Genomic DNA, 15,662 nt, shown 5'->3' with positions numbered 1-15,662 from the left:
CACACATTTGGCTAGTCACGCAGCACCCGCGGACGCGATCCCTTGTCGATGATCGCGAGGTGGACCCGGCGGGTCAGGATCTGCAATCCGCCCGGCATCGGCGGCGCGGTCGAGGCGTAGACCGCGCCGGTCGGCGTGGTGAGCTCCGTCGTGTGCCGGCCGTACCGGTCATAGCTGGTGCGGGAGTGCCAGCCGGGTTCTTCTTTGACGTAATTGCAGTGCTCGCACAAGCCCTGGCCGTTGTGCACGCTGGTGGGCCCCAGATGGGCGTGCGGCCTGACGTGGTCGGTGTGCCGGATACGGGCGTTGCAGTACGGAGTCCGGCAGATCTGATCCCGTAGTGCGATGAACCGGGCCAGAGCTTTCGGGAACGCCCGGGCCGCCGATTCCATCGCCACCAACTTGTTCGTGCCCGGCTGGGCATACAACCGCCGCACCGCCGCAACAGCCTGTGGGTCGGCCTCAGCCACCAGCACCAGGTGCCGCGCCATCTCCGCCGGCACCGGGCCATAGCCCTCCAGATGAGCGGGCTCGTCCCCGCCGGCAAGCAGGCTCTCGTCGGAGAGCACCAAGTTCACCGTCACCGATACCGGCGCATCCACCGGGTTACGGCCGGTGACCCGCTCGACCACCAGGTCCGCCATGATCTGGTCGTGGGTGCGGCCCAGCCCGGCCGGCACCGATGTCCCCGGGATCGTCGACGCCAGCGTGGTGGCCGCGCCCTGCGACAGGGCGGCGTGCACCGCCCGACCCTCGTGAGCGGGCAGCAGCACACTCACCGTCGCCATGCCATCACGGGCAGGCCGGCACCGCACGTGCCGCCCGGCCGGGGCCTGACGCATCCGGTCCAGTACCGCCTCTTGATCGAGCCGGTAGGCGATGCGTTTGGCCTCCGCCACGATCTCCGCATTGCCCATGCCCTCGACAGTGGCCGGGTCCCCGCACAACTCGATATCGAGCAGCCGACGATCGAGCCCCGACAGGCACGCCGCTTCCTTGGTGATCAGCTCGGCCCGATGCTCCGAGAGCCGCCCGGACTCCAGGGCGGCCAACGTGCACGGCATATCCGGCACCAAGATCCGGGCCATCGCCATCAGCCGCTCACCGCGATGCGGGGACTCCTGCCGCGCCAGCCCGACCTCCGACCCCAACGCGGCACGTGACACCCGCGGACCACCCGCCCGCGCCGCAGCCTCCCGCCGCGCCTCCAGTTCAGCCGCCGCCCGAGCCTGCCCGGCCGCCGCAGCCGCCTTCACACGTTCGAACTCGGCGATGCGACCCAACAGCGCCGCCTCGTCAGCGCCGGGGTCATCCAACGCTAGATGTTCGAACATACGTTCGATGCTACGCCATACCTGTGATGCGCGCCAGACCACCGATGCACGAATTTGCCCCGCTGTAACACAAGGAAATCTGCACGTACCCTGCACATTCGATGATGTCCATGTGTTGATGCATCAGGGCATTGGTCTCGACGCGTTCAACGCCATGCCAAAGCAGCGGGCGGTGCACGCACTGTACGAGTGCTGCTACAGCGTGCCCCTGGCAGGCAGCCTGGCCGACGGGCGAAGCTACGACGACCACGACCATCTGTATCGGCGGGCCGACGACCTGCTGTTCGCGTTGGGTGACACCTCGGTGGACGCGATCCTGCAGGCCTATCCGCAGGTCGGACGCCGGCCGGGCAGCGCCCGCTCGCAGTTCGAGCAGTGCGCCGTGTGCGACCGCGACCCCGGGCTGATGGCAACGCTGCAGACCAACGCATCGACCTACCGGGACCACTTCGGGTTCGATTTCGTGATGTTCGTCGGCGCCATGAGCGCCGACGAAGTACTGACCCACATGGCCGACCGGATGCACAACGACCACGAGACCGAGCGCAAGGTGGTCCGTAACGAGCTGGCCCGGATCAATCGGACCCGGCTGGAGCGCATGCTGGGACCCGAGGGCGGCTACAACAACTGGTAACGAAGCTGCCACGGCAAGCCCGCCGCCAGGAACAGTTCGCCAAGCCTTAGTAGTTTGTACCCGTGCATCAGGAGATCCCCCCGCAGTACGTGCGTTCAGCGAACGCACCGCAGGCCCGGACACTCATCGACATCCTCTACGCCACGGCCGCTCAATATCCCGATGCGCCGGCCATCGACGACGGCACCGTCCAGCTCACCTATGCCGAGCTGATCGCCGACGTCGAAGAAAGCGTGGCCTGGCTGGCCGCACGGGGCATCGGCCGCGGTGATCGCATCGGCATCCGCATGCCGTCGGGCAGCTACGCGCTGTACGTGTCGATCCTGGCGACGCTGGCCACCGGCGCCGCGTACGTCCCGGTCGACGCCGACGATCCCGAGGAGCGTGCCGCGCTGGTCTTCGGCGAGGCCGGCGTCGTCGGCATCATCACCGAGGCCGGCCTGGTCCGCGGGCCCGGTTCGACGCGAGGCTGGCTGGCCGGCCAGCCGCTGACCCGCGATGACGCCTGGATCATCTTCACCTCCGGTTCCACCGGGACCCCGAAAGGCGTTGCGGTGACACACCGTAACGCCGCGGCGTTCGTCGACGCCGAGGCCGAGATCTTCCTGCGGGACAATCCGCTGGGCCCGGGCGACCGGGTGCTGGCCGGATTGTCGGTGGCATTCGACGCGTCCTGCGAGGAGATGTGGCTGGCCTGGCGCTACGGCGCCTGCCTCGTCCCGGCGCCGCGCTCGCTGGTGCGCAGCGGCATGGACCTGGGTCCCTGGCTGGTATCCCGTGACATCACCGTCGTCTCGACGGTCCCGACGCTCGCCTCACTGTGGCCGGCCGAGGCCCTCGAAGCCGTGCGCCTACTGATCTTCGGCGGTGAAGCCTGCCCGCCGGAGCTCGCCGAACGCCTCGCCGTCGAGGGCCGCGAGGTGTGGAACACCTACGGACCCACCGAAGCCACGGTCGTCGCGTGCCTCGCGCCGCTCGGCAGCGGCCCGGTCAGCATCGGCCTGCCCCTGCCCGGCTGGGACCTGGCCGTTGTCGACAAGGACGGCCTGCAGGTCGGCTACGGCGACGTCGGCGAACTGGTGATCGGCGGCGTCGGCCTGGCCCGCTACCTCGACCCCGAGAAAGACGCCGAGAAGTACGCCCCGATGGAGACACTCGGCTGGGGCCGCGCCTACCGCAGCGGAGACCTGGTCCGGCTCGAGGCCGACGGCCTCTACTTCCAGGGGCGCGCCGACGATCAGGTCAAGGTCGGCGGCCGGCGCATCGAACTCGGTGAGGTCGACGCCGCACTTGTCAATCTGCCCGGCGTCAGCGGCGGAGCCGCCGCGGTCCGCAAGACGGCCACCGGCACTCCCCTGCTGGTCGGCTATATCGCGAGCGCCGACCCCGAATTCGATATCGCCAAGGCCCGCAAGGCACTTGCTCAGTCGTTGCCGGCTGCGCTGGTGCCAAGGCTCGTCCTGGTCGACGAATTGCCCACGCGCACATCGGGAAAGGTCGACCGCAACGCGCTGCCATGGCCCGTCGACTCGGCGGGCGACGACAGCCCCGACCTCGACGGCACCATGGGCTGGCTCGCCGGGCTGTGGCGTGACGTGCTGGCGTCCCCCATCGACGGCCCCGGCGCCGACTTCTTCGCCCTCGGCGGCGGCTCGTTGTCCGCGGCGCAGCTGGTCTCGCTGCTGCGCGAGAAGTACCCGCAGGTCACCGTCGCCGACCTCTACGACCACCCGCGGCTGGGCTCACTGGCCGGCTACCTGGACGAACTCGACCCGCCGCCGGCAGTCGAAACCCGAAGCGTCACACCGGTTCCGCTGACGACCCAGCTGATCCAGTCCCTCGTCGCGATCCCGCTCGCCACCCTGGCCGGCATGCAGTGGGTCGTGTGGCTGGCGCTGCTGAACAACATCGCCGCCGCTCTGCACCTGCTGCCCTGGGCCCACACCGTCAACTGGTGGGTGGTCCTGATCGGGTTCCTCGTGTTCGTCACGCCGATCGGCCGCATGGGTATCGCCGTGTTCTGCGCCCGCGCCCTGCTGTCCGGTCTGGAACCGGGCACCTACAAACGCGGCGGCTCCGAACACCTGCGGGTCTGGCTCGCCGAACGCCTCGGTGAGGCCAGCGGCGCCGAAAACCAGGCCGGCGCACCGTGGTTGGTGTACTACGCCCGGGCGTTGGGCAACCAGGTCGGCAACGGCGTCGACCTGCACTCCGCCCCGCCGGTCACCGGCATGCTCTCCCTCGGGGACCGCTGCTCGGTCGAACCGGAAGTCGACCTCAGCGGGCACTGGATCGACGGCGACCTGTTCCACGTCGGCCCGATCAGCATCGGCAACGACGCCACCATCGGCGCCCGTACGACGCTGCTGCCGGGTGCGGTGGTCGGCAAGAACGCCGACGTCGCACCGGGTTCCGGCGTGATCGGCAAGGTCAAGGCCGGGCAGTACTGGAAGGGCTCACCGGCGGTGAAGTCCGGCAAGGCGCACCACCCGTGGCCCGACGAACGGCCGGGCCGCGCCCCGCAGTGGATCGCGATGTACGGGCTGACGTCGGTTCTGTTGGGCGGGTTGCCGATCCTGGCCCTCGCCGCGGGGCTGGCGGTGCTGATTCTGCCGGTGCGCCATACCCATTCGCTGCCGGAGGCGATCCTGCCGGTCACGTTGTGGACGCCCGTCGCCGCGGTGGCCGCCATGGCGGTGTACGCCGCGCTGACCGTGATCGGGGTACGCCTGCTGGCCCTCGGCCTGACCGAGGGTTACCACCCGGTGCGCAGCCGGGTCGGCTGGCAGCTGTGGGCCACCGAGCGGCTGATGGACGCCGCCCGCAACTACCTGTTCCCGATCTACGCGAGCCTGCTGACTCCGTGGTGGCTGCGGATCCTCGGCGCGAAAGTCGGTAAGGACACCGAGATTTCGACGGCGCTGTTGACGCCCAAGTTCACCGAGGTACTCGACGGCGCCTTCCTGGCCGACGACACCATGGTGGCGTCGTACGAACTCGGCGGCGGCTGGATTCACGTGGCCAAGGCGACCGTCGGCCGCCGCGCGTTCCTGGGCAACTCCGGCATCACGCAACCGGGACGCCGCGTCCCCGACGACGGACTGGTCGCCGTGCTGTCGGCCACCCCGCACAAGGCCAAGGCCGGGTCGTCGTGGCTGGGCAGCCCGCCGATCCGGTTGCGCCGCCAGCCAACTGAATCGGACAAGCTGCGCACCTTCCACCCGTCGCTGCAGCTGAAGATCATGCGGTCGACGGTCGAGACCCTGCGGATCGTCCCGGTGATGGTGACGTTCGGCATCGGCGTCGCGGTCCTCGGCGTCCTGCAGGCCCTGGCCGGCGAATTCGGTTGGCTGTGGGCGTCATTGGGCGCCGGACTGGTGCTGCTGAACGCGGGTGCGGTCGCCGGTGCCATCGCCGTGGTCGCGAAATGGTTGATGGTCGGGCGCATTCGGGCCGTCGAGCATCCGCTGTGGTCCCCGTTCGTGTGGCGCAACGAGGTGTCCGACACCTTCGTCGAAACCGTCGCCGGCCCGTGGTTCGCCCGCGCCGCCAGCGGTACCCCCGTGATGAATCTGTGGCTGCGGGCCCTCGGCGCGGCCATCGGCCGGGGCGTGTGGTGCGAAACCTATTGGCTGCCAGAGGCCGACCTGGTGACGCTGGGCCGGGGCGCGACGGTGAACCGGGGCTGCGTCGTGCAGACCCACCTGTTCCACGACCGCATCATGCAGCTGGACACCGTGGTGCTGGAGCCGGGCGCCACGCTCGGTACCCACTGCGTGGCACTGCCCGCGGCCAGTATCGGGGCCGGCGCGACGGTCGGCCCGGCCTCACTGGTGATGCGCGGCGACGCGGTGCCGGCGTCGACTCGCTGGCAGGGCAATCCGATCGCCCCGTGGGTGGGCAAGAAGCGCAAGTCCAGCGGCCGAAATAAGGCGCAGGCCGCATGACCCGGACGAACAAGAAGGACCGCAAGGCCGTAGCCCCGGTGATCGATCCGTATCTACCGAACAACGGCAACTTCGGCTTCCGGGTGTCCCGCTACGAACTCAGCCTCGAATACCGGGTGGAGAGCAACCGGCTGACCGGCATCGCCACCATCACCGCGGTCACCCTGGCGTCGCTGCACTGGTTCACCCTGGATCTGTCCGACGCGTTGTCGGTGGCCAAGGTCGAGGTGAACGGCCGTCGCCCCGCCAAGTACCGCACCGTCAACGGCAAGCTGCACATCACCCTGCCCAGCGCGTTGCCCGCCGGGGCCGCGATGACCGTGACGGTGCGCTACGGCGGCAACCCGCGCCCGATCAAATCCATCTGGGGCACGGTCGGTTTCGAGGAGCTGACGGAGGGCGCCCTGGTCGCCGGGCAGCCGAACGGTGCCGCGTCCTGGTTCCCATGTGACGACCACCCGAGCAGCAAGGCCAGCTACCGCATCGCGGTCAGCACCGACAGCCCGTACCGGGTCGTCGCCAACGGCGAGCTGGTGAGCCGCAAAACCCGTGCGGCACAGACCATGTGGGTGTACGAGCTGGCCGAGCCGACGTCGACCTACCTGATCACCCTGCAGATCGGCCGGTACGAGTCGCTGCGGCTGTCGAAGTCGCCGGTGCCGATGTCCGCGGCCCTGCCGCAGCGGCTGATCCGCAATTTCGAATATGACTTCGGCCGGCAGCCGCAGATGATGCAGCTGTTCACGCGGTTGTTCGGGCCGTACCCGTTGTCGAGCGGGTACAGCGTCGTGGTCACCGACGACGAGCTGGAAATTCCGCTTGAAGCGCAAGGTGTTTCGATTTTCGGCGCCAACCACTGCGACGGCCGCCGCAGCGCCGAGCGGCTGATCGCGCACGAGATGGCCCACCAGTGGTTCGGCAACTCGGTGACGGTGCGGCGGTGGCGGGACATCTGGCTCCATGAGGGATTCGCCTGTTACGCCGAGTGGCTGTGGGCCGAGGAGTCGGGCTGGCGGACCGCCGACCAACTGGCCGCCCACAACCTGCAGAAGCTGCGGGGCTTGCCGCAGAATCTGCTGCTGGCCGACCCCGGACCCGAGGACATGTTCGACGACCGCGTCTACAAGCGCGGCGCCCTCACCCTGCACGCCCTGCGGCGCACCATCGGCGACGCGAATTTCTTTGCACTGCTGCGGGATTGGACGACCCGCTACCGGCACTCGACCGCGGTCACCGACGACTTCACCGGCCTGGCCGCGAACTACACCGACCAGTCCCTGCGCGGACTGTGGACCGCGTGGCTCTACACGGTGGAACTGCCGGCGCTGTGAATCCCAGCAGTGTGGCGCGGGTCGCAGTCGCGACGGTGCTCAGCGCGCTGTGCGGCTACGCGATCCTGTACCTCGCCGCGCGCGACCTGGCCCCCGCGGGATTCTCGGTCTTCAGCGTCTTCTGGGGTGCGTTCGGGTTGTTCACCGGAGCGGCCAACGGCCTGCTGCAGGAAGCCACCCGCGAGGTCCGCATCGCCCGCACCGCCGAGCCCCAGCCGGGGCCGCACCTGCAGCCCATCCGGGTGGCCGCGCTGGTGGCCGTCGCCGCGGGCCTGCTGATCGCCGGCACCGCCCCACTGTGGGCCGGCCACGTGTTCGTCGAATCCACCCCGCTGAGCGTGCTGCTGCTGAGCGTCGGCCTGGTGGGCTTCTGCCTGCACGCCACCCTGCTGGGTGTCCTTGCCGGGGCGGACGGCTGGACGCAGTACGGCACGCTGATGGTGACCGACGCGGGCATCCGGGTCGCCGTCGCCGTCGCCGCGTTCGTCCTGGGCTGGGGGCTGGACGGTTACCTGTGGGCCACCGTCGCCGGCTCGATGTCCTGGCTGATCCTGCTGCTGGCCTCCGGGGTGGCCCGGTCCGCGGCCGCCATCCACACCCCCGGCACACCCCGGACCTTCCTGACCGGGTCGGCGCATTCGATCGCCGCCGCCGGCGCCAGCGCCGTCCTGGTGATGGGTTTCCCGGTGCTGCTGCAGGCCACGTCCCGGGACCTGGGCGCCACCGGCGGCGTCATCATCCTGGCGGTGACGCTGACCCGCGCCCCACTGCTGGTGCCGCTGACCGCGATGCAGGGCAACCTGATCGCGCATTTCGTCGACAACCGGCGCCTGCGAGCCCTGCTCACCCCGGCCCTGGTGCTCGCCGGGCTGGGCGCGCTGGCGGTGCTGGCCGCCGGGTTGGTCGGGCCGTGGCTGCTGCGCACGCTGTTCGGTCCCGAGTACGCCGCAAGCGGTGCGCTGCTGGCCTGGCTGACCGCCGGGGCCGTCGCCATCGCCTTCCTGACGCTCACCGGCGCCGCGACGGTCGCCGCCGCGCTGCACCGGGCCTATGCGGTGGGTTGGGTGAGTGCCACGGTGGCCGCGGCACTGTTGTTGCTGCTGCCTTTGGACCTGCAGACCCGCACCATTGTCGCGTTGATGTGCGGGCCGCTGGTCGGCATCGTCGTCCACCTGGCCGCGCTTGGCGCGATCAGGCGCCGCTGAGCGTGTATTTTCGGCATCAACATGTCCTTGTATCGCGACGTCTGGATCGTCATCCCCGCCTACAACGAGGCGAGCGTCATTGCCGACGTCGTCGCTGATGTGCGGGCCGTCTTCCCCAATGTCGTCTGCGTCGACGACGGCGGCCGTGACGACACCGGCGACCGGGCCTTCGCCGCCGGCGCCCACGTGGTGCGGCACCCGGTGAACCTCGGTCAGGGAGCGGCCATCCAGACCGGCGTCGAGTACGCCCGATCCCGGCCTGGGGCAGAGGTTTTCGCCACGTTCGACGCCGACGGCCAGCACCGGGTCAAGGATGTCGTGCGGATGATCGAGCGGCTGCGGACCGAGGAGCTGGACATCGTGATCGGCACCCGGTTCGCCGACCAACCGCCCGAACGCATGCCGATCCTCAAGCGGCTGCTGCTGCCCGTCGTCGCCAAGCTCAGCCGGTCCAGTCGCAAACTGCGCCTGACCGACGCCCACAACGGCTTGCGGGTGTTCAACAAGACGGTGGCCGACGGGCTGAACCTGACGATGAACGGCATGAGCCACGCCAGCGAATTCGTCTCCCTCATCGTGGAGAACCGCTGGCGGGTCGCCGAACAGTCGGTGCAAATCCTGTACACCGACTATTCGATGTCGAAGGGTCAACCGCTGGTCAACGGCGTCAACATCGTCGTCGACGGGCTGCTGCGCGGAAGGTTGCGCCGATGATCTGGACCAAGGCACTGCTGATCGGCGCGGTGGTCCTGCTGCTGGCCTACCTGTTCAGTTCGCGGCGCAACGCACAGTCGCGGGCGTGGGTGAAGGTCGGCTACGTGCTGTTCGTGGTCGGCGCCATCTACGCGATCCTGCGCCCCAACGACACCACGGTGGTGGCGCATTGGCTCGGCATCGGCCGCGGCGCCGATCTCCTGTTGTACGCGCTGGTCATCGCGTTCCTGTTCACGACGATCAGCGCATACATGCGGTTCAAGGACCTCGAACTGCGCTACGCCCAACTGGCCCGGGCGGTGGCGCTGGAAGGTGCGCGCGTCCCCGAGCCCGATCCGCCGACCCGTCAGGTCTGAACGCCCAGAGTCCCCAACATCGTGGCCAGCAGCTGGATGCGGCCGTCTTCGAGTTCGGGCTGCGGTAGCACGGCACGGATCAGCGCCGCGCCGTCGAAGGTGTTGACCATCACGGCGACGATGAGCATCAGCAGTTCCGGCGGCAACTGATCCGCGCCGGGCATCTCCTGCGCGGTCTCGTAGATGTTGCGGCCGTACTCGACGAGGGCGCCCTGCAGCGTCGCCCGCAGCTTCTCGTCGGTGCGCGCCGCGACCATCAGCTCGTACATCACCGCGTTGGTGGCGTTGCCGCTGATGTCCCGCAGCGCGATCAACGCGCCTTCCAGAGCCGGCCGGTCCGAAGGGATTTCGGCGACCTGCTTGCTGAACTGCTCGAGCTGCCTGCGCATGACCTCGAGCGCCGTCGCGGCCATGAAGTCGCCCATGGTGGCGAAGTGTTTGAACAGCGCACCGTCGGAGACCTCGGCCCGACGCGCGATCACCGCCGCCGAGGCGCGGGCGTAGCCGACCTCGACGATGGTCTCGATCGCGGCGTCGAGGAGCCGAGCCCGCGTCTCTTCCCTGCGTTGCTGTTGCGTTCTGGCCATGTCAGACCGGCTGCGCCACCGGCAGTTTCGCCCCGCGCGCCGGCAGGTAGTGGCCGGACTTCATGGTCTGGCCGTAGCCGTCGCGGAACTCACCGTCGCGGAACACCACCTGGCCACCCACACCGGTCGCCACGACGGCGGCGTCGCTGCGGTTGACCATGCGGCTCAGGCCGCCGTAGAACTCGACCGAATCCTCGTGGTACGCCTCGAGTTCGGCGTTGAGCCCGGCCGGGTCGATCACCACGAAGTCGGCGCGCTCGCCCTGCCGCAGGGTGCCGGCCTCCAGGCCGAACCAGTCGGCGACCTCGCCGGTCAGCCGGTGCACGGCATGCTCGGTGGTCATGAACGGACGGCCACTCTTGTCGGCGTCCTGTACCCGGCGCAGCATGCGCAGCGCGTAGTTGTAGAACGCCATATTGCGAAGGTGCGCACCGGCATCCGAGAAGCCCATGTGGACCGCCGGCTCCGTGGCCAGCTTGTCGAGCTGCTTGGGGCGGTGGTTGGCCACGATGGTGGTCCAGCGGGTGTTGCGCTCGCCGTGCTCCACCAGGACGTCGAGGAAGGCGTCGAGCGGGTGGCTGCCGCGTTCGTCGGCGATCTGCCCAAAGCTCTTGCCGATCAACGACTTATCGGGGCACTCGACGATGGTCGAGTCGTGGAAGTCACGGTGCCACAGGGTCGGGCCCAGCACCTTCTTGTCGAACGACTTGCGGAACCGGCGCCGGTACTCCGGGTCGGCCATCAGCTTGTTGCGCTCCAACTGATCCTTCAGGTGCAGCGCTGCGGTACCCGCACCGAACTCCTCGAAAACCGGGAGGTCGATTCCGTCCGAATACAACTCGAACGGCACCGGCAGATGCTGGAAACGCACCTTCGAGTTCAGGACCTTGTTGGCCAGGCGCGTCACGGGGCCCAACAGGTACACGGCGCCGGGCGCGGACTTGGCATCGGCGGCCACCAGCAGGCTCATCCGCACGCCGGCACGACGGCCGAACCAGCCGCTGCTCTCGAGGAAGAAGTTCAGTGCCTCTTGCAGTTTGGCGACGTTGGGCGCGCTCTGCAGGATGCGGCCGCGCTTGCGCAGCACCTTGATCAGGCGGCGACGTTCCCGCCAGGTGGCGAAGGTCGACGGCAGCGCACGGGACCGGAAGCGGTCACCGTCGAGCTTGTCGATCGCGGCGTCCATGCCGGACATGCCGAGCATGCCGGCATCCAGGGCCGCCTCGAGCCGCGACGCCATGGTCTCCAGCTCGGCGTTGGTCGGGGTGACGTTCGGGGTCGTCGCGCGGTCCAGGCCGAGCACCGAGGTGCGCAGGTCCGAGTGGCCCAGCAGCGAGCTGACGTTGGGGCCGAGCGGCAGGGCTTCGAGCGCCTGCACGTACTCGGCGGGTCCGGACCACGACCGGCTCTGCTCGAGCGCGCCGACGACGAACTTGCGCGGCACCGCCTCGACGCGGCTGAACAGGTCGGCGGCGTCGTCGTTCTCGGCGTAGACGGTCGAGAGCGAACACATGCCCAGCAGCACGGTCGTCACGCCGTGCCGGACCGACTCACGCAGGCCCGGGTCGAGCAAAACCTCGGCGTCGTAGTGCGTGTGGACGTCGATGAAGCCCGGCGTCACCCACTTGCCCTTGGCATCGATGACGTCGGGGCAGCCCGTCTCATCGAGCGGCTGCGCCGACACCGTCACGACGACGCCGTCGCGGATACCCAGATTGCGCAGTTGCGGCGTGCGGCCGGTGCCGTCGAACCACAGGCCGTCTTTGACGATCACGTCGTAGGTCATGACCTGAGGTTAGGGCAGAAAGTGAGTACTTACAATCTTTTTCTGCGTATTTGCAGGTCAGGGGCGGAAAAAGTCCACCGTCCGGGCCACGCCCTCGGCCAGCGTCACCTTGGGGCTCCACCCCAGCACGGCGCCCGCCCGGCTGATGTCCAGGCAGGATTTGCGCAGGTCGCCGAGGCGCGGCGGGTGGAACTCGGGCGCATCGGGCACGCCGACGGCCGCGGCGATCGCGGTGTGCAGCTGCGCCACCGACGTCTCCACCCCGGTCCCGACGTTGAACCGCTGCCCGCCCCCGGCCTCCCCACCGGCGCGGACGAAGGCGTCGACCACGTCGTCGACGAAGACATAGTCACGGGTGTCGCTGCCGTCACCGAAAATCTTGGTGGGCCGCCCGGCCAGCAGGGCCTGACTGAAGATCGCCACCACACCGGCTTCACCGTGCGGGTCCTGGCGCGGGCCGTAGACGTTGGCCGGCGCGATGTGCGAGCAGTCCAGCCCGTACAGATTGCGGAACATATTGAGGTAGACCTCGCCGCACACCTTGCTGGCGGCGTACGGGGACGACGGGTCCACCGGCATGTCCTCATTGGTCGGGTAGCCCGGCGGGACGCCGTAGATGGACCCGCCCGACGAGGTGTGGACCACCTTGCGCACGCCGTTGCTGCGGGCCGCCTCGGCCAGCCGCACGGTGCCGACGACGTTGACCCCGGCATCGAACGGCGCCTCGTTCACCGACCGCGCGACGGAGATCTGCGCGGCCAGATGGAAGATCACCTCAGGCTTGACCTCGGCGACGATGCCGTGCAGATCAGCATCGACGATGTCCGCCTTGACGAACTGGAACTGCGCGTTGCCCTCGGCATCGGCGAGGTTGTCGACCTTGCCGCTGCTGAGATCGTCGAGCCCGACGACCTCGTGCCCTTCGGACAGAAGCCGGTCGACGAGCGTCGACCCGATGAACCCGGCAGCACCAGTGACAAGTGTTCGCACGGGGCAACCATACCGACGGTCGCTGCCGACTGCCCCGTACAGTCGACAAGAGTGAACTGGGTCGCCCGAACTGCCGCCGCACTGGTGGTGCTGCAGCTGATACTGCGGGCGGTTCTCGCTTTCGGCGGCTATTTCTACTGGGACGACCTGATCCTGATCGGCCAGGCCGGCACCCATTCCCTGCTGTCGCCCGACTTCCTGTTCAACGACCACGACGGGCACGTCATGCCTGCCGGGTTCCTGTTGGCCGGAGCGCTGACGCGCCTGGCACCGCTGAATTGGTTCTGGCCGGCGCTGAGCCTGGTGCTGCTGCAACTGGTCGCCTCGGTGGCGCTCGTGCGCGCCCTGCGGGTGATCCTCGGCTGGCGTCCGGTGCTGCTGGTGCCGCTGACGTTCGCACTGTTCACGCCCCTGGGTGTGCCGGCCTTCGCCTGGTGGTCGGCCGGGCTCAACGCGCTGCCGATGGCGGCGGCCATGGCCTGGGTCTGCGCCGACGCCATCCTGTTGGTGCGCACCGGCAATCCGCGGTACGTCTGGACCGGCTGCGTCGCCTATCTCGGCGGGCTGCTGTTCTTCGAGAAGTCCGCGGTGATCCCGTTCACTGCCTTCGCCGTGTGCTGGCTGCTGCTGTACGTGACCGGAACCGGCTCGCTGAAGTCCGCGTGGCGCACGGGTCTGCGACTGTGGCTGGGGCTGCTCACCATCACGATCGGGTGGGTCGGGGTCTATCTGCTGGTGGTCAACCAGAAGCGCTGGACCTTGGACCTGCCGATGACGTGGGAGCTGCTGGCGCGGTCCGTCACGCACGGCCTGGTGCCGACGCTGGCCGGCGGGCCGTGGGACTGGCAGCGCTGGGCTCCCGCGTCACCGTGGGCGACGCCCGGCCCGGTCGTGATGGCGTTGGGTTGGCTGGTGCTGGCCGGCGTGGTTGCGGTGTCGCTGCTGCGAAAGCGGCGACTGGGACCCGTCTGGCTGTCCGCGGTGGGATACGTCGTGGCGTGCCAGGTGCCGATCTATCTGATGCGGTCGTCGAAGTTCACCGCCCTCGAACTGGCGCAGACGTTGCGCTACCTCTCCGATCTGGTGGTGGTGCTGGCGCTGGTGGCCGCGGTCGCGTTCTGTGCGCCGAACCGCAGTACCAGGTTCGACGACTCCGTCCGCCGTCGTGTCGTGGTTGCTTGTGCGGCAACGCTATTCGTGGCCAGCAGCCTGTACTCGTGGGCGACCTTCCTGCCCAGCTGGCGCGACAACCCGACCCGCGCCTATCTCGTCAATGCCGAGGCATCCTTGGCCGCCGCGCCCCGCGGCGTGCCGCTGCTCGACCAGGAAGTCGACCCGCTGGTGCTGCAACGCGTGGCGTTTCCGGAGAACCTGGCCAGCCACATGTTCGCCCTGCTGCGCGACCGGCCTGAATTCGCCTCCAGCACAACGTCTTTGCAGATGCTGACCGCGACCGGCCAGCTGGTGCCGGCCAAGGTGACCTGGACCCGCACCATCGCCCCTGGCCCGGCACCGAACTGCGGCTACCTGGTGCAGACCGACGCACCCGTGACCATGCCGCTCGACGGCCCGCTGCTGCCGGCCGACTGGACCGCCGAGCTCAACTACCTGGCCAACAGCGACGGGTCGCTGACCATGTCCCTGCCCGAGGGGCGCGAGGCACGGGTGCCGGTGCACCCCGGACTGAACCGGGTGTTCGTCCGGCTCCCCGGCGCCGGGGCTTCGATTCAGGTGAAGGCCAACACGTCGGCGCTGTCGGTGTGCGTGGCGTCCGGGCCGGTGGGGTTCCTGGCGCCCAAGTAGGCGCAAAAAACTGTCCCCTTTCGAGGTGGTGCGTGCTCTTACCGGTGTCAGCAAGCCCGGCCGGGATTGCGACCACCCGAAAAGGAGAACGCCCATGAACGCCAACACCGGGACCGCGAACGGCAGGCGTATCGCGCTGGCTGCCCTCGTCGGCACGGCCGCGTTGTACATCGCCCCGTTGGCCCTGAGCACGCCCATCGCCGGCGCAGAGTCCCTGGCGACCCGCTGCGGAAAAGGCGGTGGCACCTTCGCCATTGGCACCCGGTCGAACGGGTCGATCATCGAGAGCTGCACGACAGTCGACAAAGAGGGCGTCAAAACACAGTGCACCGAGGTAGATCACAAACCTCAGGGCTGCATCACCGTGCCGAGGACGGCAGTGAAGGGCACCCACATCCCGACCGGTGACCTCGCCCCGGTTCAGGTCGATCGCTCCTGACGTCTCCCGCCCTGCCCGCCATCCACAGCCACCCGAAACGAAAGTCGATCAATGAACACCACCATCCGACCGAACTCGAAGATCAAATCAGCGGCATTCGCCGGCCTGCTGAGCGCTGCCGCGCTCTATGCCGTACCGGTGATCCTCACCGCACCCAGCGCCAACGCCACCGTCGGCAGCGATTGCATGGGTTCGAACCAGACATACGAAACCAAGGTCGGTAATGGACACCTGTACGAGGCTTGCACCACGACCGACAAGAACGGTGACAAGACCAAATGCTCGTACGTCGACGGAAAGGCTCAGGGCTGCATCGCGGTTCCGTTGCGTAAGCCGAAGTTCAACCTGGACCCGAGCGCCGTCACACCCGTTGACGTAACCCCGTCCGCGGGGCCGCACACGCTCCCCGACCAACGTCGGTAGCGAAAAGTTGTGGAGCCACCCAGGGGAATCGAACCCCTGACCTATTCATTACGAGTGAATTGCTCTACCGACTGAGCTAGGGTGGCGTGCCCCACCGAGGCGGGGCGGGACGA

12 protein-coding genes, 1 tRNA gene and 1 pseudogene are annotated in these 15,662 nt (G+C 68.7%); 9 read left to right on the top strand and 5 right to left on the bottom strand.

Annotated features, from left to right (window positions below; translation table 11 throughout):
• Positions 1-11: 11 nt before the first annotated feature.
• Positions 12-1,334, bottom strand: coding sequence for an HNH endonuclease (locus tag A7G45_RS09390; protein ID WP_260936190.1), 1,323 nt, complete (start codon positions 1,332-1,334; stop codon positions 12-14).
• Positions 1,335-1,452: 118 nt separating this feature from the next.
• Here A7G45_RS09390 and A7G45_RS09385 point away from each other — a divergent pair, with 118 nt between their 5' ends.
• From A7G45_RS09385 to A7G45_RS09360, 6 genes are all read left to right on the top strand, one after another.
• Positions 1,453-1,968 carry a 2-oxo-4-hydroxy-4-carboxy-5-ureidoimidazoline decarboxylase gene (locus A7G45_RS09385; RefSeq protein WP_260936188.1) on the top strand — a complete coding sequence of 172 codons (516 nt, stop codon included), beginning with the start codon at positions 1,453-1,455 and terminating at the stop codon, positions 1,966-1,968.
• A gap of 62 nt (positions 1,969-2,030) precedes the next feature.
• Positions 2,031-5,915, top strand: a complete 3,885-nt coding sequence (locus tag A7G45_RS09380) for a Pls/PosA family non-ribosomal peptide synthetase (protein WP_260936185.1) — start codon at positions 2,031-2,033, stop codon at positions 5,913-5,915.
• Complete coding sequence (locus A7G45_RS09375) at positions 5,912-7,246, top strand: M1 family metallopeptidase (RefSeq protein WP_071287406.1); 1,335 nt, start codon at positions 5,912-5,914, stop codon at positions 7,244-7,246. The genes A7G45_RS09380 and A7G45_RS09375 overlap by 4 nt, the downstream gene beginning before the upstream one ends.
• Complete coding sequence (locus A7G45_RS09370) at positions 7,243-8,451, top strand: hypothetical protein (RefSeq protein ID WP_260936180.1); 1,209 nt, start codon at positions 7,243-7,245, stop codon at positions 8,449-8,451. Before A7G45_RS09375 ends, A7G45_RS09370 begins: the two co-directional genes overlap by 4 nt.
• 21 nt (positions 8,452-8,472) lie before the next feature.
• The gene (locus A7G45_RS09365) at positions 8,473-9,165 is read left to right on the top strand and encodes a polyprenyl-phospho-N-acetylgalactosaminyl synthase PpgS (RefSeq protein WP_260936178.1); all 693 of its coding nucleotides are present in this window, start codon (positions 8,473-8,475) and stop codon (positions 9,163-9,165) included.
• Positions 9,162-9,521, top strand: coding sequence for a DUF2304 domain-containing protein (locus tag A7G45_RS09360; RefSeq protein WP_043397331.1), 360 nt, complete (start codon positions 9,162-9,164; stop codon positions 9,519-9,521). Before A7G45_RS09365 ends, A7G45_RS09360 begins: the two co-directional genes overlap by 4 nt.
• Here the strand turns inward: A7G45_RS09360 and A7G45_RS09355 are convergent.
• The 3 genes from A7G45_RS09355 to A7G45_RS09345 are packed head-to-tail and all read right to left on the bottom strand — an operon-like array spanning position 9,512 to position 12,884.
• Positions 9,512-10,108, bottom strand: a complete 597-nt coding sequence (locus tag A7G45_RS09355) for a TetR/AcrR family transcriptional regulator (protein WP_043397329.1) — start codon at positions 10,106-10,108, stop codon at positions 9,512-9,514. The two genes, A7G45_RS09360 and A7G45_RS09355, sit on opposite strands and share 10 nt — an antisense overlap.
• A 1-nt stretch (position 10,109) precedes the next feature.
• Positions 10,110-11,894 carry an N-acyl-D-amino-acid deacylase family protein gene (locus tag A7G45_RS09350; RefSeq protein WP_260936176.1) on the bottom strand — a complete coding sequence of 595 codons (1,785 nt, stop codon included), beginning with the start codon at positions 11,892-11,894 and terminating at the stop codon, positions 10,110-10,112.
• A gap of 57 nt (positions 11,895-11,951) precedes the next feature.
• The gene (locus A7G45_RS09345) at positions 11,952-12,884 is read right to left on the bottom strand and encodes an NAD-dependent epimerase/dehydratase family protein (protein WP_260936175.1); all 933 of its coding nucleotides are present in this window, start codon (positions 12,882-12,884) and stop codon (positions 11,952-11,954) included.
• Here A7G45_RS09345 and A7G45_RS09340 point away from each other — a divergent pair.
• The 3 genes and pseudogenes from A7G45_RS09340 (at position 12,850) to A7G45_RS09330 (ending at position 15,549) form a co-directional block, all read left to right on the top strand.
• Positions 12,850-14,687, top strand: a pseudogene (locus A7G45_RS09340) (hypothetical protein). The gene A7G45_RS09345 and the pseudogene A7G45_RS09340 overlap by 35 nt on opposite strands.
• 94 nt (positions 14,688-14,781) lie before the next feature.
• Positions 14,782-15,126 carry a hypothetical protein gene (locus A7G45_RS09335; RefSeq protein WP_260936172.1) on the top strand — a complete coding sequence of 115 codons (345 nt, stop codon included), beginning with the start codon at positions 14,782-14,784 and terminating at the stop codon, positions 15,124-15,126.
• Positions 15,127-15,177: 51 nt separating this feature from the next.
• Positions 15,178-15,549, top strand: coding sequence for a hypothetical protein (locus tag A7G45_RS09330; RefSeq protein ID WP_043987664.1), 372 nt, complete (start codon positions 15,178-15,180; stop codon positions 15,547-15,549).
• Positions 15,550-15,559: 10 nt separating this feature from the next.
• Here the strand turns inward: A7G45_RS09330 and A7G45_RS09325 are convergent.
• A tRNA-Thr gene (locus A7G45_RS09325) sits at positions 15,560-15,635 on the bottom strand.
• Positions 15,636-15,662: the final 27 nt, after the last annotated feature.

This window comes from Mycolicibacterium llatzerense (genome assembly GCF_025331195.1).
In the GTDB taxonomy this organism is placed as follows: Bacteria; Actinomycetota; Actinomycetes; order Mycobacteriales; family Mycobacteriaceae; genus Mycobacterium; species Mycobacterium llatzerense.
Note: the sequence above shows the minus strand (reverse complement) of the source record. Positions and strands in the feature narration are given on the sequence as shown.